The sequence below is a fragment of the Psychroflexus sp. MES1-P1E genome (assembly GCF_002836055.1).
Taxonomy (GTDB): domain Bacteria; phylum Bacteroidota; class Bacteroidia; order Flavobacteriales; family Flavobacteriaceae; genus Psychroflexus.
Window position 1 is genome coordinate 145,540 of record NZ_PJBS01000348.1, and the last position, 19,808, is coordinate 165,347.

Below are 19,808 nucleotides of genomic sequence, written 5' to 3' on the forward strand. Positions count from 1 at the left end.
TATTCTAAAAAAATATAACCGCAAAATAGTAAAATAAGCTAAAAAGTGTATTTTTATTCCCAAGTAATTAAAGAATGATTATTTATTTAAAAAAAATTTATGGCTGCTAAAACGATTGATATTTCTAATGAACAATTTGATGCTATTGTTGTAGGTACAGGTATTTCAGGAGGTTGGGCTGCTAAAGAGCTCTGTGAAAAAGGTCTTAAGACCTTAGTTTTAGAAAGAGGTCGTAATATAGAGCACGTAAAAGACTACCCCACTGCCCATAAGGATCCTTGGGATTTTCCAAATGGTGAAAGCGCAACAAGAGAAACCAAAGAAAGAAAATTCAAACAACATCGAACAGGCTATGTAACTCGAGAACCTAACCAACATTTTTTTGTTGATGACATAAAGCACCCCTATAACGAGAAAAGAAGGTTTGACTGGATTCGTGGCTATCACGTTGGAGGTAGATCTTTGATGTGGGGACGACAAAGCTACCGCTTAAGTGATATAGATTTTGAAGCTAATAAAAAAGAAGGTATTGGTGTAGATTGGCCTGTGCGTTATAAAGATATTGCCCCTTGGTACGATAAAGTAGAGGAATTTATTGGTGTAAGTGGAGAAAATCTAGGCCTACCCCAATTACCAGACCAAAAATTGCTTAAACCTATGGATTTAAATTGCGTAGAAGAGCATTTAAAAGCTCGAATGAGCGAAGAATTTGATGACGGACGCTTATTAACCATTGGTCGTACAGCTCATATTACAGAGGGGACTAAGCCAGGTTTAGGACGTGTACAATGCCAATATAGGAATAAGTGTATGAGAGGCTGTCCTTATGGCGCCTATTTTAGCAGTAATTCGTCTACGTTACCTGCAGCTGATGCTACGGGTAATATGACGCTTAGAACTCATTCTGTTGTTTATGAGGTCATTTATGATGAAACCACACAACTTGCAACTGGCGTTCGAATCATTGATGCAGAAACAAAAGAGAAAATAGAATTTAAAGCCAAAGTGATTTTCCTTTGTGCCTCTTCAATGGCCTCGGCCTCTATTTTACTTCAATCTAAGTCTAGTCGTTTTCCCAAAGGCCTAGGAAATGATAGTGGTGAATTGGGACAAAATATCATGGACCACCATTTTCATGTAGGTGCCTTTGGTATTGCAGATGGTTTTGAAGACAAGTATTACAAAGGGAGACGTCCTAATGGTTTATATATTCCGCGTTTTCAAAATTTAGGAGGTAATACTGATAAAAAAGAATTTTTAAGAGGCTACGGATATCAAGGAGGTGCAAGCAGATCCAGTATTTCTGAAATGGTAGCAGAGTTAAAATATGGCCCAAAACTTAAAGAAGCTATACTTAAACCAGGGGAGTGGAATATTAGCTTATTAGCTTTTGGAGAAACCTTACCAGATAGCAGTAATCGTATGTATATGAACTACGATATAAAAGATGAATGGGGCTTACCAACTATAACTTTCGATGCTGATTTTGGAAAAAATGAATTAGCAATGCGAAAAGATATGAAAGAGCAAGCCGTAAAAATGCTAGAAGTAGCAGGTTTTAAAAGCGTGGAGGGATACGACCTTGAGGACCGACGAGCTATGGGCCTAGGCATCCATGAAATGGGAACAGCTCGCATGGGGAGAGATCCTAAAACATCTGTGCTGAATGAACATAACCAAGTTCACACCTGTAAAAATGTGTACGTAACAGATGGTGCTTTTATGACCTCATCAGGTTGTCAAAACCCATCGTTGACTTATATGGCATTTACAGCTAGAGCAGCTCATCATGCTGCAGAGCATCTCAAAAAGAGTTTAACTCAAAAAGAACTTAACTTAAAAGATATCACATGAAAAGAAGAGACGCGATAAAACGCATGGGGTACGCTGCTGGATTTGTGGTGATTACACCAACTATTTTAGGAATTTTGAATAGCTGTACAACCGAAGTTGCTAAATGGACTCCTAAATTTTTAATGCCAGAACAAGCTGAGGTTTTAATCAAATTGGTAAACGTTTTTTTACCTAAAACCAGTTTGCCTTCTGCTACAGATGTTAATGTTCCCGAATTTATAGACCGTTATGTGGATGAAGTTTTTACCATAGAAGATCAACAACTCTTCAAGGCTGCTTTTAGTAACACCATGACAAAAATTAGTAAACACCAAGGTATAGAAGCATTAGATGAGGTTAAAGACTCTCAGCTCAAAGCTTTTCTGGATGAGCATTTGATGGTTAAAGATGAAGTTGATACTGAACGTGAGGCTAATCCAGATTTTAAAGGGAAAACGACTTCAGAATTTCTAAATACTATCAAAACTATGACAATACAAGCCTATCTTACCAGTGAAAAAATAGGTGAAGACGTACTGTCTTATGACCCAGTTCCTGGTGCTTATTATTGTGGTGATTTGGAGTCTCTTACAGAGGGTAAGTCATGGTCTTTAGATTGAATAATTTACGTTTAAATTCAAATCTTACCGATAAAACAAAGTGTGTGAGGGATGAGAAGAATAAAAACCGAAAGATTCATGAGGAGGCTTAGACAATGTCTTGTTATAAAAATATTTTTTAATTGGTCCTTATCACTTAAAATAGCTTAATCTTTAGATGTCAAGTCAGGCTGAAATTGCCTCCGGAATACAATACTATTTATTTCATTCAAAAGCTTAAGTAGCTCTCCTGTGGTGGTGTTATCTGCCTTAAATATAGAAACCACTATATACAGGTTTCTTACACCAATTGAAACCTATAATGTCGCAACAAATTGTTTTACCAATACAAATTCGGCACAGGCTTTTTATCAAAAATAGTTACCATGACTAAGGCTATGCTAATTATTTTCAACTTCGATCAATCAAAAAATAATTAAATATAGTTTTCAGCAAAAGATATTATTTACTGAAAACTTAATCCTATTCCTCATAAACTAAAACACCTACTATCCAGCAGATCTTTTAGTTTGTAAGGATCGGTATTATTTCATTTCGTTAGTTGACATGCTCAAGCGATTTCACACCTTCTAGCATTTTTTTAACAATCATGTTCAAATCAAAATTATGTTTCCAATTCCAATCTTTTCTAGCTTCAGAGTCATCTATACTACTTGGCCATGAATCGGCAATATCTTGACGAAAATCGGGCTCATAATCAATTTCAAAATTCTCAATGTGCTGCTTGACCAACTTGGATAAATCATCTGGGGTAAAACTCACTCCAGACAGGTTGTATGAGGATCTCACCTTGATGTCTTGGCTAGGAGCATCCATAATGGAAATTGTCGCTTTAATAGCATCATCCATATACATCATAGGAAGCGCTGTATCTTTAGATAAAAAAGAAGTGTATTTAGAGTTTTTCAAAGCCTCGTGGAAAATTTCTATCGCATAGTCTGTCGTTCCTCCTCCTGGCGGCGTTTTATAACTTATGAGCCCTGGATACCTAATACTTCTTACATCTACTCCGTAGCGTTTGTGGTAATACGCACACCAACGTTCTCCAGCTTGCTTACTAATACCGTAAACCGTGGTCGGTTCCATAATTGTGCGTTGAGGGGTATCATTTTTGGGAGTTGTTGGGCCAAAAACAGCAATACTCGAAGGCCAAAACACTTTTGAAATCAACTTGTTTTTAGCAAGGTTCAACACATTAAATAAAGAGGTCATGTTAAGGTCCCATCCTTTGTCTGGAAATTTTTCAGCAGTGCCACTTAACATTGCTGCCATCATATACACTTTATCTATCTGATGAGTTTTTACCACGTTTTCAAAATCTGAATAATTGGTAGCGTCAAAGATTTCAAATGGACCTGAGTTTGACTCTGGAGATGTTGGGCGTTTTATATCACTGGCAATGACCATATCATTACCGTGAATTTCTCTAAGGGCAAGGGTTAATTCTGAACCTATTTGTCCACAAGCACCAACTATTAGTATTTTTGATGACATAAATAATATTTTTTAGCAAATTTAAGCTTTGAAAAGCATTTAAAAATAAAATATCCGTAATTATGAAAAACTTAGCCTATCAACCTCTAAATTTGATTTTGAAAACATTTTATCATGTGTATGCGGTATAAACTTAAAATAATTGGAATTCTCTTTTTTATACTTTCTTCTTTATCCTGTTCAGACAAAAAGAACGAAGAAGATTCTAGTAAAGGGAAAGCTAACATCAATCAAGATCTAGTTAAGAAAATAGAGTTGGACAGCATTAAGCTTATTAAATTATCTCCACGCTCTAGAAAAATAACCGATAATTGGATGATGTATGTTGCGCTCAACTCTGAGATTGAACGGTTGGAGACCTATAGCATTCAAGACATTATCGATAATTCAATGACAATTCGCTCGGTAACAGATTCTTTATCTGAAACTATTCCCGAGATTTTTAAAACCAATGCCATCCTAGCGAGAGTAGTCACCTTAAAAACACATTCAGAATTATTAAGGGAAAACTCGACTAGAATTGAACCTGTCCTTTCAGAGATTGAAAAATTAAGTGCAAAGCTAAAGTTTGATTTTAGAAATCTCAATATTCAATTAAATGAAGTTTTTATCATCCAAGATAATCTTGGAGAAAAAGACACTCCCTAAAAGCAATTGGTCATGAAACTACTCTTTACTTTTCTATTCGGTTGTCTAAGCTTTACATCTGTAGCACAAAAGAAGGCTATAGAACAGACTATCAAACAATGGCACAAAGCAGCAGAAACGGCTGATTTTAAAACCTATTTCAATTTAATGACCGAAGACGCCGTATTCGTAGGATCTGATGCTTCTGAAGTATGGAATTATAAAGAATTTAAAGCTTTTGCGAAGCCCTATTTTGATGCCGGTAAAGCCTGGACATTTACACCTGTTCATCAAAATGTTTACCTAAGCCCCAATCAACAAATGGCTTGGTTCGACGAAACCTTAGATTCAAAACACATGGGGGTGTGTAGAGGATCTGGTGTATTGACAATGCAGAAAGATGAAACTTGGAAAATAGCACACTATGTCTTGTCTATCGCTATACCAAATCCAGATGTGGATAAAGTCGTAAAGCTTAAAGAGGAATTGGATAAGGCCTACTTAAAAACAATCGATTAAGAGTTTTTGAGCCAAAACATTAAAAGATGTATTTTTAGCCAACACATTAAATAAACCATTATGAATAAAGTGAAAATACTATTGATGTCATTCAGTGCATTAGCTTTGCTTTTTTCGTGTCAGGATTCTAACAAAGAAGCCGATAACGAAGAGAAAGGGATTACCATGAAATACATGGACACAGCAGTGAATCCACAAGACGACTTTTATAGCTACGTCAACGGAGGCTGGATGAAAACTGCAGAGATTCCAGATGATAGAACATCTTGGGGTGGTTTTCAAATCTTGAGAAAATCTACGGACACCGATGTTTTAGGGATTCTTAAAGAAGCTGAAAGCTCAGGAAAGTATGATGCAAATTCCGATCAAGGAAAAGCCATTCAGGTGTTTAACTCTATCATGGATACCGTTTCTAGAAACGGTGCTGGAATAAGCCCGCTCACTGGGAAGCTTGACTTAATTTCTAAAATTAAGGACAAGAAAGATATTCAAAAACGCCTTGCAGAACAACCGACTTCTGTGTCGTCTCCGTTTTTTGGAATTTCCTCATATTCAGACCCAGATGATAGCGACGTGAATGTTGCTTACGTAGGAACTGGAAGTTTAGGTCTTCCAGACCGAGACTATTATCTTGAGGAGGATGACAATTCAAAAGAGATCAGAGAAAAATACAAAGAACATATCGCAAGTATGTTGACGTATTTTGGCGAATCTCAAGACGACGCTAAATTTAAAGCTGAAACTATTTTAGCTCTAGAAACTAAACTAGCAGAACCTAGATTGGATAAGGTTGCTAGAAGAGATTTTAGAAATTTCAATAATAGATATGCTGTAAGCGATCTTGGAGAAGTCTCTAAAAATATCGATCTAAAAACGTATATGACTGATTTAGGCATTGAAACTTTGCCAGATACCGTTTTGGTTATGGAGCCTAAATACATGGCCGCTTTGGACGAACTGATGGCCGATACTTCTCTTGAAGATTTAAAAACTTTGATGAGATGGTCTACTATTAACGACGCTTCAGATCAATTAAGCACAGATATCGCTACGACCAACTGGGAGTTTTATAGCAAAACCCTAAGCGGTGCTAAAGCTCAACGCCCACTAGACGAAAGAGCTCTTTCTGTTGTAAATGGAAGTATTGGTGAAGCTGTAGGTAAACTCTATGTAGATCAAAAATTTCCGCCAGAGGCTAAAGAAAAGGCTGAGAAAATGGTAGCGAATGTCATTACAGCTTTCAAAAACAGAATTAATGATTTGGAGTGGATGACTGCGGAAACCAAAACACAAGCCATTGAAAAGCTTAACAAATTCACTGTTAAAATTGGATATCCAGATGAGTTTGAGGATTACAGCGATCTTAAAGTGGTTCCTGAAAATACCTTTTACGAAAACATGCAAGCGGTATCTTCTGGAATTATTTAGATAATTTGAGTAAAATTGGTAAGCCTGTGGATAAAACAGAATGGGGAATGTCTCCACAAACGGTAAATGCATATTTCAACCCACTTTATAATGAAATCGTTTTTCCTGCTGCTATCTTACAGCCTCCTTTCTACGATTATGAGGCAGATGCCGCCGTGAATTATGGAGGAATAGGTGCTGTTATTGGTCACGAAATTTCTCATGCTTTCGATGATAGTGGAGCTAGATTTGATTCTGACGGAAACCTCAACAACTGGTGGACCGATGGAGATCTTGAGCAATTTACTGAACGAGGAAATAAATTAGCGGACTTATACAGCAGTGTAGAAGTTCTTGACAGTGTTTACATCAATGGTAATTTCACACTAGGGGAAAATATCGGAGATCTAGGAGGTGTTTTAGGCGCTTATGATGGCCTAATGTTGCATTATGAAAACGACAAAAAGCCCGAAAAAATCAATGGATTTACACCGGAGCAACGCTTCTTTATGTCTTGGGCAACCGTTTGGAGAACCAAAGTAAGAGAAGAAGCTTTGAGAACACAAATCAAAACAGACCCTCATTCTCCAGGACAATATAGAGCGTATATTCCACTACAGAACGTGGATGCCTTCTATGAAGCTTTTGATTTAAAAGAAGGAGACGACTTATATATCGCTCCAAAAGATAGAGTGAGAATTTGGTAAGTCAATCATAAATTTAGCTTTTAAACTAAGTCAATTCATAATAAAGCGGCTGCAAATTCATTTGTAACCGCTTTATTTATTTAAGCCAGTTAACCCCCTGTTATCAGAAATTTTTAAGATTACCCTGTTGTATTGTTTCCCGGCTTCCCAATGACAAACTCCTGATTTTATATTGTACTTAAAGGCACAATCTATTGATAGGATTGTGCTACATGTTACCCCTCTTTAGTCCCTGACGGGACCATTAGAGGTGTTGTTCTCTTTTACAAGGTAACGCCAAGCCCAATTTTAAACCCCTCAACTCACGTTATCAACATGTCCCGTTAGAGACTCACTCTCAGTAAAAAAAGGTCAACGAAAAAATAGCGGGCCGTTAGGTACGCCCTATGGTTTTGTAATTATAAATCACAAAAAGCCATTCAAAAATCACTTCCCAATTGTACTTTCAAAAAGTTTTAGAATTCTTCTATACTCATCTGTCCAACTGCTAGGCTGAGTAAAGCCATGACCTTCGACTGGGTAGAGGGCCATTTCCCAATTTTCTTTCTCTAATTCTATAAGGCGTTGTGACAGTCTTACCACATCTTGAAAATGAACGTTGGTATCTATAACACCATGAGCGATCAACAGATGCCCTTCAAGACCTTCAGCAAAGTAAATAGGTGACGACTTTCGGTAGGCTTCTGGATCTAGGTGAGGCTCATTCAGAATGTTGGAGGTGTACCCATGGTTATAGTGAGCCCAGTCCGTTACAGATCTTAGAGCTGCTCCGGCGGCAAAAGTATCTGGTTCATTAAATAAAGCCATCAGGGTGATAAAGCCGCCATAGCTTCCTCCATACATCCCGATTTTCTCAGGATCTATAGTGTAGTTATCTACTAAATACTTAGCCCCATCAACCTGGTCAGATAAATCTTTTCCTCCCATATGTCTATAAATTCCTGTTCTCCAATCTCTCCCGTATCCTGCACTTCCCCTATAATCTATATCCAAAACCGTGTATCCAAGATCGGTCAAAAGGTTATTGAACATATACTCTCTAAAATAACTCGACCACCATTTGTGAGCATTTTGAAGATAGCCTGCGCCATGAACAAAAATTACCGCCGCTTTCTTATCAACATCTTCGCCTGGAGTATAAAGTCTCGCATAAGGCTTGGCGCCATCTTCAGCGGTAAATTGAATCAACTCTGGTGTCCTCCAATCGTAGCTTTTAAAGGCGTCAGACTGTCCAGAAGTGAGTTGTTCTAAAGAAGAATTAGCTTTAGTCCGTTTTAGATAAAGTTCCTCTGGAGAATTAAAATCTGAAAACAAGACCGCCATATACTTTTCATCTGGAGATAAGCTCACTTGGTGCTTACCTTCCATAGACGTCAGTTGGATTTTTTCACCTCCCATGACCGGCATTTTATAAAAATGACGCTCCCCTGGATGCACTTCAGAAGAGGTGAAAAACCATGAGTTTTGGTCTAAAGACAATTGGGGGTTAAAGATTTCATACTCGCCATCTGTCAGCTGAATTTGTTTGTTCTTATTAACATCATGAACATATAAATGTGAATATCCTGTCGCTTCAGACTGGTAATACACATGAGTATTATCTCCTAACCAACCCAATGTTCCTCCACCGTAATAACTCCCAATTCCAGGGCCCGCAATCCAAGCTTCGTCATGTTGTCTATCTAAAGTTTCCAAAGCTCCCGTATCCAAATTCAAGAGGCTAATCCAACGGTCTTTATTGTCTTGAGCTCTCATAGACAAAACCGCCTGTTGATCTGTAGAAGAAAATTTTACATCAGAAAAGCTGACTCCACGTTCCTTGTTTTCCCATTCTCGATCTGGATAATCCTTGGTATAACTAGGTAAATCTGTGAGGCCAGGCAGTGAAGAAACATCTATCTTAAAAACCGTATCTTTTTCGATATGGTAAAGCCACAAGTCTCTTTGTTGAGTCTGGTCTCCTACTTTGCTTCTCGCCTCCAAGGGTTTTGTATAGCCGGAAACGTCTACGTAATTTGGAACTTCTGTAGATTCTGATTCTGAAGGTTCGTAAGTCTGAAAGGCTAAAAACTGACCTGTTTCACTAATGTTGAAATTAAAGGCTCGTTTTTTATCTAAATAAAAAACGAATTTTTCATCCTCAAATAACTCTCTGTTTTTTTCTCTGAGTTCGGAGTTTTCCTTTTGAATACGGACTTCTTCAAGAAGACTTAAATTTTCATCTTCTAGCCATTGATTTTTTTCAGATTTTTTAGAGGTTTTGTCGTTAGAGCTTCCAGACTCTATTTTTGTTTTCTTCTGAATTTGCCCTAGATCAGCATCATAAATAAAGAGGTTGTTTCCTGAGATAAAGGCATACTTTGACGCCGTTATAAACTTAGGATTTTGGATGCGTTCTCCAAGATCCAAGATGAGCAGGACCGATTTCTTTTTCTTATCGTAGAGGTATAAATCTCCAGATTTCACGAAAAGCTTTTGAGTCTGTTTATCGTTATAATCCCCATAGGCAGGAATTTTTGACATACGCTCTGCAAGAGCTACTTTCTCGATGTTTGATTTGTTTTTCAACTTAATTTGATACAACGAGTCAGAAAGCTGTTGTTCTGGATTATAGTCAAAATAAATAATATCCGACTCCTCGTTCCATTCTATATTAGAGGGAAATGTCCCAAACCATTGTGGATCTTGCATAATTTGGTTAACAGTCAGATCAGATTGGGCTTTACTCATCCAACTTACTAGAAAAATGAAGATAAAAATGCGAAGTGAAAAGATCATAGAATTTATGTTTTGAGAATAGATCAAATATAAAAGCTTTTCGAGTAAAGCTTTAAGCGGAATTCTTATTAATTTTAAGCCTAGATTATATTCTTATGACTTCAAAACTCCATTTAAGTTTAACGCTCCTCTTGCTGCTTGTTTTTAATTCCATTCAAGCTCAAGAGAAAAAAGCCTTTTCCCTGTATACCCGAGAAGGAGAAAAAATCTCTTATGATACTGTCCTGGACAGTTTAAGCAAAACCAATGTGGTTCTGTTTGGAGAGTTTCATAACAATCCTATTTCGCATTGGTTACAGTTTGAAGTTGTCTCCGATTTAAAAACCTCTAAAACAAACCTTGCCATCGGTGCCGAAATGTTTGAAACCGACACGCAATCTGTCCTTAACTTGTATTTAAAAGACAGTCTCACAGAACCTGAGTTTAAGGAAGAGGCCAGAGTTTGGAGCAATTATTCCACAGATTATAAGCCATTGGTAGAGCTAGCAAAACGAGATTCTATCCCCTACATTGCGACCAATATCCCAAGACCTTACGCTACTAGTGTATACAAAAATGGTGGATTCTCAGCTTTAGATAGCCTCCCCAAAAACGAGTTGGAGTGGATAGCACCATTGCCTATTCCTTTTGATATCCATTTAAGTTCATACCAAAATATGCTAGACATGATGGGAGGACATGGAGGTGAAGATCTCGTAAAAGCCCAAGCCATAAAAGACGCGACTATGGCTCATTTTATATTAGAAAATTTAAAACCAAATCAAGTCTTTGTTCACCTTAACGGAAGCTACCATTCCAATTTTTTTGAAGGTATTTACTGGTATCTTAAAACCTATAGAGAAAACCTCAACATCCTAACCCTAACTACGGTTGAACAAAAAAACGTGCATCAGTTGAAGGAGGAACACAAAGGTCTAGCGAATTTTATTATTGTTGTAGATGAAAACATGACCAAAACGTATTAAATAATGAATGATACCCTTCAGATCTCTTATATACAAACCGAACTAATTTGGGAACATGCCAATGCTAACAGAGTTGTTTTTGAAAAAAAAATAGCCGCTTGCCCAGAGGATACCGAGGTGATTATTTTACCCGAAATGTTTAACACAGGCTTTTCTATGAATGCTAAAGCCAACGCAGAAGACGTACAGGATGTTTTGGAATGGATGAAAGCTCACTCTAAAAAAAACCAAGCAGCGCTGACAGGAAGTGCCATGGTAAAAGAAAATGGAAAGTATTTCAACAGGATGTTCTTTGTAGAGCCTAGTGGAAAAGTCTCAAAATACGATAAAAAACACTTATTTACTTTAGCAAAAGAACAGGAGACGTATACACCCGGCAACGAAAGGTGTGTCGTGCATTATAGAGGTTGGAACATTTGTTTGATGGTTTGCTACGATTTGCGTTTTCCGGTCTGGGCTAGGAATAAAGATGATTATGAGGTCTTGATTTATGTTGCCAATTGGCCAGCAAAGCGAATTTCCGCGTGGGATACTTTATTAAAAGCTCGTGCTATCGAAAACATGAGTTATTGTATTGGCGTTAATATAATTGGAACCGATGGGAATAATTTTCCTTACATAGGTCATTCTGCTGCTTACGATGTATTGGGAGAACCCATAAGCTCACACCTTCCAGAAGAGGAGGTCATAGAAACCGTCATTTTAAAAAAACCTGACCTTGAAACGACTCGAGAAAAACTAGGCTTTTTAAAAGATAAGGATAGCTTTGAAGTCACTACTGAGCGATAAACAGTTTTCTAATTCGTGAATGTGCTAAAAACTTATACACTTTCCCTAAAATACCATCTCTCATCTTTATAGGATAATCGGTAAACCAAAGGGTCACTCTCCTTTAAATTATTGTGAGTTTATACTATGCCTACCTTACGAATGCTTCTTAGTTATTGGCAAAAGTATTCTCTTTTGTTATTGTTTTTTGACTTCTAAAAAGTGAGAACCTCTGTCCATTTCAAAAGAACCAATATTAGAAATGTAATTCCCGAACAAATATATATGGCATCTTGCCAATAAAAAGTTCTCGCTCCCCATATCTTCCAATTATGCCCATATTTTGTTTTGATCGTTTCACGAGTAAACTTCCAATAAATTAGAGTGATTGTTAAAAAAATAGATACTGCTATTACTATTATCCAAATTTCTGCCATTTGTTGAATTTTTAGTTTGTGTTTTTTTGATTAAAGGCAACATAAGTATAACAGAACATGTTGTGTTATACCCGTTTCAAAGTTCTAAACTAAAATATTTTCGCAACATGGACGTTGATTTTTTTTGTTTTAGTCGTCTGATAGCATGGAAAGCTTGTATGTCTCTCCAGTTAACCCTAGCTTTTAGGTGATGTTAAATAAAATTAGGCCTAAACATATGTAGTATTATTGGAATTGTGATTTTTCCTTTTTAAGCAGTTTTTTTGAAATGTTAAGCTTCAGTTTTCTCAACCACGAGGATCGAAAACATTTATATCGGTTAAATTACCCATACTACTTCAATAGGTCTACCTAGCTCATAAAAACTGAGTTATTGTATTCTGTTTTTTCAAATTATTATTAGGTTATTCTTTAATATCAAGTCAAATGCATTATTGAAAATTTCCAGACCTTCGTTTTATGTTTTTTTCTTTTCTTAGGTCTTTTAATATCCGTAATAAAACGCCTGACTCCGTATAGAATATTCTTCTCTTGCTCACTTAATAATAAACTATTAATCATATTCTCAAATGTCACTTCTTCTCTTTTAAGTCGTTTGTTATTAGAATGGATTCTTGTATCAAATTAAACCTATAATGTCGCAATAAATCGTTTTTTTTCGCCTGCTTTTTATCAAAAAAAAATACCATAACTAAGGCTATGCTAATTATTAGTGCCTTTTGTAAAAAAGAACTTGTAAAAGCTAGCCATTATTTTTTGTAAGGGTTTCTCTGATATAAGATTCAACGATCTCTTCTAAAATACCTAAAAGAACTGCCCCGTTTTTCAAGACCACATTATGAAATTCCCGTAAATCAAATTAATTACCAAGTTTTTGTCTTGCTTTTTCTCTGAGCTCTAATATTTTGAGCATTCCAATCTTATAAGCACAAGCCTGTCCTGGCCAAACGATATATCTCTCAATTTCCATAGTTACTTCTGTCGTCGTCATTCCTGTATTGAGCACCATATAATCAATGGCCTCTTCTCTTGTCCATTTTTTATAGTGAATCCCCATATCCACTACTAATCTAACAGCTCTGAACATTTCAGCTTGTAATCTACCTAAGTTTCCAAACGGGTCATTGTCATAAAGACCTAATTCCCAAGCCAATTGCTCGGAGTATGATGCCCAAACTTCTACATATGCTGTAAAAAGGCCTATCGTTCTAAAAACAGGAACCCCTTCAAGTTCAGACTGAATAGCTATTTGAAAATGATGCCCAAGAATGCCTTCGTGGTAGGCTAATGTTTTCATTCCAAATTTTACAGATTCATGCACATTACTAAGATTAGCATAGAAAACGCCCCCTCGTGAGTCATCCATGGCAGGACCCTTATAATAGGCGCCAGCAGAACCTTCTTCTTTGAATTCAGGAACGCGTTTTACTTCTAGACCTGCTTTTGGTCGTACATCAAATGCAGAAAAAGCTCGACCAAAAAGCTATAAAAAAATATGTGGTGGTTTTGAAATCAGATTTAATTTTGCTGAGACATTTCAATTGAGTAAAAATTCATTGTATAAGCCATCAAATCTTGTAATACTTCGGACCTATAATGGTTACAATGGGTAAAAGATGATAAAAATAAAATTTCAATTCAGCATTTATTATAAGTTGGGCCACTAAATCAGCCTATGATTATTAATCATAGGAGGCATGATTGGTTATTTGAAAACCAAGATTTCTATATGTATAATGGGGTCTGAAAACCATCTTAAACTGAAGGGGTAGTGGACACAAAAAGTGTGTTTAAATAAATAATATTCCCTTTTTTGATAGCAATTAACCGTTTGATAGATCCCTTTTTTGATAGCAATCAATATTCTCATGTCTAAATGATATTTAATAATATTGCCAATTTATTTTATTTACCTGTTTTGAAGTAATTGCTGTTTTTCCTTTTTCAGGATAATATTTATTAATCCTCAATTTTAATAGTTGTGCCTTTGTTATTTTTTTTAAATAAAAATTAGGGGGAATACCGCTCATTTCATTCTTATCTTTTAATTTTTGTAATTTTCAAATGCATTCATCTTCAAATTTATATCAAGCACTTTATTACTGCCCAAATCAATTTCTACTAATGCACTAATAAAATTTTTACTTCTCTTATTTTGTATATTTATCTACCAACTTTAAGGCATAGACTTGACAACAAGAGAATTTGTTGTTTTTAGTGTTTTTTGGTCTTTTATCTCATCTGGATTAGGATACATAAGTTTTTTTACTCCTAAGGACGACTAACTAGAACCTATTCTAGGAATTGCACCCCTGGTGATAGTATTTATATGAGAGAAAACTTGTTGTATACTCAGCAATTATTTCACTTCAATCATTACAGTAAATCCAACACCTAATCCGCCCAAAGAACTCACTTACCAACCTTCCAATTTTAGTTTTTGTTCAATTTAATCTGTCTCTTCTTTGGATAGGCCCATACTCAAAGGTTCGGATTTTATTATATGAACCATACAATCTAGAACTAATACCAATTTAGTTTTTAAATGTTGTATTAAAAATTTGAATTATACTACGACGTAGCTCAGCACAAGTTTTTTTCTTAGTTGAGCAAAAAATATAAGCATAGCATAGCAATAGTTACGGTTCTATTTTTTATAAAAAGCAGGCGAAAAAGCATTTGTCGAATTTGTATCGGTAAAACGATTTATTACGACATTATAGGTTTAACTTGGTATATCACGTTGGGAAAGGAAGTTCAACAAATTAATAGGCAAAACATGATTCAAGGTAGAGCGTGCATTTGGAGGAATAAAAAGATGGTTTAACGGAGGATTAGCAAGATATCGAGGAATAGAAAAATGCATGCCCAAAATCTTATTGAAGCCATGTGTTACAATTTGTATCGAAGACCAGAGATAATTACGTCTAATTATAAAATTTAAGAGAAAAAAAACAAGAAAAAAAACTGCAAAGGCTAGAAATAGAAAAGAAGATTTTAGAAAAAACATCAAAAATAATCAGCATAAAAAAGATAGTACAGCGAAATCATCAGATTATGCAACGGTCTTCTTCTACAAGCCAATTAAACTCAATGACTGTTCAAGACTCTATTCCTGTTAAGCTTTAAATAAGTTGAAGAAACCTACATAGGGGAGGTTTGCGACTATTACAGCTTATGTTTTTATACATTACTACAACCGTGTGCTTTATTTTTGTGCTTTATTTTTCTGTCAACACATTATTTCTTAAAATACTTTTGCATTAACGCAAGTAATTTATGTTTGTTAATCGGTTTTGAAATAAAATCATTACAACCTGCTTCAATTGCGCTTTCGTCGTTACTAGACAGAATTAGACCTGTCTGAGCTATTATAATGACCTCTTTATTAAATTGTCGGATTAGTCGAGTTGCTTCATCCCCATTTAGTTCAGGCATCTGCATATCCATCAGAATTAAATCAATATCAGGATTATTATGGAAAATATCTACCGCCTCAACACCAGTTCTTGCTCTAAATACTTTTTCACTGCCGTTTTTAACCATAAATGACAAAAGCATTCCCGATATTTCATCGTCCTCGGCGATTAATATTTTCAATCCAGAAACTTCGGGATTAACCTTTCCATTATATTTTGCCGACCAATCTTCATCTTTAGATAAAAAATTTGCTTCAAGTTCTGAACGGTATGGCAGTGTGAAGTAAAATGTTGACCCTTTTCCTTCTTCGCTCTCAACCCAAATTTTTCCACCAAGCAGCTCCACATATGCTTTAGAAATCGACAAGCCTAAGCCTGCTCCTTGGTAGGCCATTTCACCAGAAACATCAGCTTGTATAAAACGAGAAAATATAGACGAATGTCTGTCTTTCGGAATCCCAATACCCGTATCTTTTACATAAAATTCCAATTCTGAAGACTCTTTTTTTGTTCTTAACCGATATCCTAATTCTATTGTTCCTTCACGCGTAAATTTAATAGCATTTTTAACAATATTAGTAAGAATACCATAGATTTTCTCACTGTCTGACTGAATATAAGCTTTTTTCCCTTTCAAGGGTTTTTTGATTAAAAAACGAATTCCTTTTCCTTCAATCTCTAGTTTAAAAAAGGAATGGATAAAACTAATTTGCTGGTTAATATCCGTTTCCTGAGTGTTAACTTCAATTAGCCCCGATTCTATTTTAGAGAGACTAACAATATCATTCAAAATATTGAGCATGCGTTGACCGCTCTCTTCGATGATGCCAATGTATTCGCGCTGTGTTTCTCCGGTTAGACTAGGTTCTTTTAATAATTCGGCAAAACCAAGTATGCCATTCATTGGTGTCCGTATCTCGTGACTCATATTCGCTAAAAAAGCTGATTTTAAGCGGTCCGATTCTTCAGCTTGCTCTTTGGCAATGATTAACTCTTTTGCATGTTTTTCCTTTTCTTCGTTTTGAAAGAGGAGCTCTTTGTTAGCAATAATTAACTCTTTAGCTTTTTCAGCCGTAATATCCCGTGCAGCAGCAAAGACACCTAGCACACTGCCTTTATCATCCTTATACACTGATGCATTGTACAACACTTCAGTTAATTTTCCATTTTTATGACGTATAGTAAGTGGATAATCTGAAACAAATCCTTTTTCAAAAACCTTTTTATATCCTTCACTAGCTTTTTTAGGTTGGATAAAATAATCAGAGAAATCAGTTCCAATTAATTTCTTTCTCGATACTCCAGTTACTTTTACTGATGCTTCATTTATATCTGTGATTTTTCCTTCAGGAGAAATAGTAACAAGTGGGTCTAGTGATGCTTCAATTAAACTACGTGCATACTGAGAAGCTTGTTTTTGTGCTGTAATATCTCGTGCAGCAGCAAAGACACCTAACACATTGCCTTTTTCATCCTTATACACTGATGCATTGTACAATACGTCTGTTAATTTTCCATTTTGATGGTGGATGGTAAGCGGAAAATCTGAAACAAATCCTTTGTCAAAAACCTGTTTGTATCCATCACGTGCTTTTTTGGGTTCAGTAAAATAATCAGAGAAATCAGTTCCAATTAATTTTTCTCTTGGCACTCCGGTTGCTTTTACTGATGCTTCATTAACATCTGTAATTTTTCCTTCAGGAGAAATGGTAACAAGCGGGTCGAGTGATGCTTCAATTAAACTACGTGCATACTGAGAAGCTCGTTTTTGTGCTGTAATATCTCGTGCAGCAGCAAAGATTCCCAGTACGTTGCCTTTATCGTCTTTATACACTGATGCATTAAACAATACGTCTGTTAATTTTCCATTTTGATGGTAGATGGTAAGCGGAAAATCTGAAACAAATCCTTTGTCAAAAACCTCTTTGTATCCATCACGCGCTTTTTCGGGTTCAGTAGAATAATCAAAGAAATCAGTTCCAATTAATTTCTTTCTTGATATCCCCGTTAATTTTATTGATGCCTCATTTATATCTGTGATTTTTCCTTCAGGAGAGATGGTAACGAGTGGGTCGAGTGATGCTTCAATTAAACTACGTGCATACTGAGAAGCTCGTTTGACAGAATTACTGAATGCTTCAAGTTCTTTATGCTCAATTTCCCATTTTTCTTTCTCTTTGTTTTGAAAAGCAAGTTTTTTGTTTGCGATTTTCAATTCTGCTACAAGTGTTTCTTTTAGAGCCTTTAAAGAATCATTCTCTTTAAGTAAGATTTGAAACTCGGCTAAGAGTTCTTTCTTGGTTTTGCCCTGAATGTCCATAATAATATTTTTTTAAATAGATAAATTTCTATATGTCGAGATTCTTTTAGCAATAGCTATAACGACGGGGGCTAAACAACGGCAATTTCCAAAATTCATTTCCTGATTTTCTTTCGAGTAAAGAATAAATTTTTAAAAACAGAATTGGTATTATTTATTTAGGACCTCTTGTTGGCCATTCTTTTTTATCAAATCGCTAATAATAATTTAATGACATGAATAAGTCGCCATAGCAATCCAATTAATGATTCTCTTTAAAACTAGTTCATCTAGGCACAAGATAATTACCATCTGATTTATTCCTGAAATAAATCCAGTCAAGCGCTAAGGCTAAAAAAGTTGATTCTTTCGTCGATAATTTTATTTCCAAATTCGCTTGGTACACGTTATGTAAGTTTTCATGCAAACAAATAGATTCTTTATTCATGAAAAAATGTTGTTAAATCCTTTCAGCCGTTATTCCCTAGTAAAATATAATCTTCCCCTATTTTTGATCATTGGGCAGAAGATCGAAGATATTTTTAGTGCTATTTTTCAATCTACCAATAAATCTTTCCATCTACTTTTTTTAGTCTGTATTTTCAGTTATATACAAACCTAATGTTCGTTTTTTAGTCTAATTCAGACACCAGTTTTATTGTCTAAATCGAAATTACGTTAATTTTGTAAACCAGTTGCATTCTATAATACGCTTATTATCAACACTAGGGGTGCTTCGCTAAATAACTTGCGTGGCTCTACATTAGAATTATAGATACTAATATACACAAAGTGATCCAATAGTTATCAGATCACTTTTAGAGGCCAAACGGCAGTAAAGGATATAGATTTATTAATCTATAAGTAATTTCTTGAAATAAAAACCCGCACAGAATTAAGACGTGTTACTCATATTCTGTAACCTTCTGATAGCGTATATTGTTTAAGTATAAAGGCCGTGACGGAGTATTCACTGATTCTCTTTTTTTTTTTTTATAGAAATTAATCTTGGTCACAACATTTAGACGCATCTGTTACTGGAGAACGTCAGATCATCTGCCAAACAGAACAACCGAAATAATTTATAACATTAAATTAATAATGTCGTATAAATAAGTTGAATTATTTATTTGATTGATTGAAGTTAAAAATAATGAGTGTAGCTTTAGTTATTGTAATTATTTTAGACAAAAGCAGACAAAAAAAGCCTGTACCGAAATGAATTCGGTACAGGCTTTTTTTGAAAGATTATAGGTTTAAATTGTTGTAAGAAATAGAACATGTTTGAGGTTCCGTTACTAGTTAAAACTAAAAGGAGTCATGCCTTTTTTTGAAACTCGACCGAATGTAAAGATTGATATCTTGTTGTACAAAACTGCCTATGCGATAAAAAACGTTTCCTTGCAGTTCTTTATATTTTGGTTTTTTCGTAATAATATTGATGACTTCACCCAGAGCTTCAGAACCGTAAAGACTGCTCGAAGGTCCTTTTACCACCTAAATCTGTTTTATATTGACCACCGTAAGCCCTCTCAAATCAAAATTTCCTGCACTTCTACACATAAGTGGCACTCTATCTATAAGAATCAAAATATAACCTGATGAGATCCCTTGAATTTGTAAACCTTCAAAACCCTTTCATCGGCCACGATTATAATTACTGTTTGCTCGCTTAATATTTCATCCAAGCGAATTGTAGTCTATTGTAAAAAAATTAAAATTAAAGTGACTGGCAATGATAAAGATGAAGGTTGTCTTTCTGTACGCATAGCCGTAAGTATAACTTCCTCTAAATTATTGACTTGAGTGCTATCTACACCCTCTTAGGAAACTACTTTCAAAAAAATAAAATAGTCAAAGTATTTATAATTAGACATTTACACTTCACTTTATTTATAACTAATCTTAATAGAGTTCAAATATCTGTATTATTAT

General features: G+C 35.4%; 9 protein-coding genes and 2 pseudogenes. 7 read left to right on the forward strand and 4 right to left on the reverse strand.

Features of this window, described 5'->3' with window-relative positions:
* The first annotated feature begins 99 nt into the window (after positions 1-99).
* Both CXF67_RS16355 and CXF67_RS16360 read left to right on the forward strand, forming a co-directional pair.
* The gene (locus CXF67_RS16355) at positions 100-1,854 is read left to right on the forward strand and encodes a GMC oxidoreductase (RefSeq protein ID WP_102089714.1); all 1,755 of its coding nucleotides are present in this window, start codon (positions 100-102) and stop codon (positions 1,852-1,854) included.
* Positions 1,851-2,453: a gluconate 2-dehydrogenase subunit 3 family protein gene (locus tag CXF67_RS16360; protein WP_102089715.1), complete on the forward strand. Its 603-nt coding sequence runs from the start codon at positions 1,851-1,853 to the stop codon at positions 2,451-2,453. The genes CXF67_RS16355 and CXF67_RS16360 overlap by 4 nt, the downstream gene beginning before the upstream one ends.
* A 537-nt stretch (positions 2,454-2,990) precedes the next feature.
* Here the strand turns inward: CXF67_RS16360 and CXF67_RS16365 are convergent.
* Entirely contained in the window at positions 2,991-3,947 is a 957-nt protein-coding gene (locus tag CXF67_RS16365; RefSeq protein WP_102089716.1) for an NAD-dependent epimerase/dehydratase family protein, read from the reverse strand.
* Positions 3,948-4,067: 120 nt separating this feature from the next.
* On the opposite strand from CXF67_RS16365, the gene CXF67_RS16370 reads away from it, so the two are divergent.
* The 3 genes and pseudogenes from CXF67_RS16370 (at position 4,068) to CXF67_RS16380 (ending at position 7,207) form a co-directional block, all read left to right on the forward strand.
* Entirely contained in the window at positions 4,068-4,595 is a 528-nt protein-coding gene (locus CXF67_RS16370; protein WP_257984730.1) for a hypothetical protein, read from the forward strand.
* 12 nt (positions 4,596-4,607) lie between these two features.
* A complete protein-coding gene (locus CXF67_RS16375; protein ID WP_102089718.1) occupies positions 4,608-5,093 on the forward strand; it encodes a nuclear transport factor 2 family protein in 486 nt (161 codons plus the stop codon).
* Positions 5,094-5,153: 60 nt separating this feature from the next.
* Positions 5,154-7,207: pseudogene (locus CXF67_RS16380) on the forward strand (M13 family metallopeptidase).
* Between the two features lie 426 nt (positions 7,208-7,633).
* Here CXF67_RS16380 and CXF67_RS16385 read toward each other — a convergent pair.
* Positions 7,634-9,985, reverse strand: a complete 2,352-nt coding sequence (locus CXF67_RS16385) for a S9 family peptidase (RefSeq protein WP_102089719.1) — start codon at positions 9,983-9,985, stop codon at positions 7,634-7,636.
* A 95-nt stretch (positions 9,986-10,080) separates the two neighbouring features.
* Here CXF67_RS16385 and CXF67_RS16390 point away from each other — a divergent pair, with 95 nt between their 5' ends.
* A complete protein-coding gene (locus tag CXF67_RS16390) occupies positions 10,081-10,950 on the forward strand; it encodes a ChaN family lipoprotein (RefSeq protein ID WP_102089720.1) in 870 nt (289 codons plus the stop codon).
* A 3-nt stretch (positions 10,951-10,953) separates the two neighbouring features.
* Positions 10,954-11,739 (forward strand): amidohydrolase, encoded by a 786-nt coding sequence (locus CXF67_RS16395; RefSeq protein ID WP_102089721.1) that lies wholly within the window; start codon positions 10,954-10,956, stop codon positions 11,737-11,739.
* Positions 11,740-13,014: 1,275 nt separating this feature from the next.
* Here CXF67_RS16395 and CXF67_RS16405 read toward each other — a convergent pair.
* A pseudogene (locus CXF67_RS16405) lies at positions 13,015-13,605 on the reverse strand (DUF885 domain-containing protein); the annotation flags it as partial.
* Between the two features lie 1,790 nt (positions 13,606-15,395).
* Positions 15,396-17,894 (reverse strand): PAS domain-containing hybrid sensor histidine kinase/response regulator, encoded by a 2,499-nt coding sequence (locus tag CXF67_RS16415; protein WP_102089724.1) that lies wholly within the window; start codon positions 17,892-17,894, stop codon positions 15,396-15,398.
* Positions 17,895-19,808 lie beyond the last annotated feature (1,914 nt).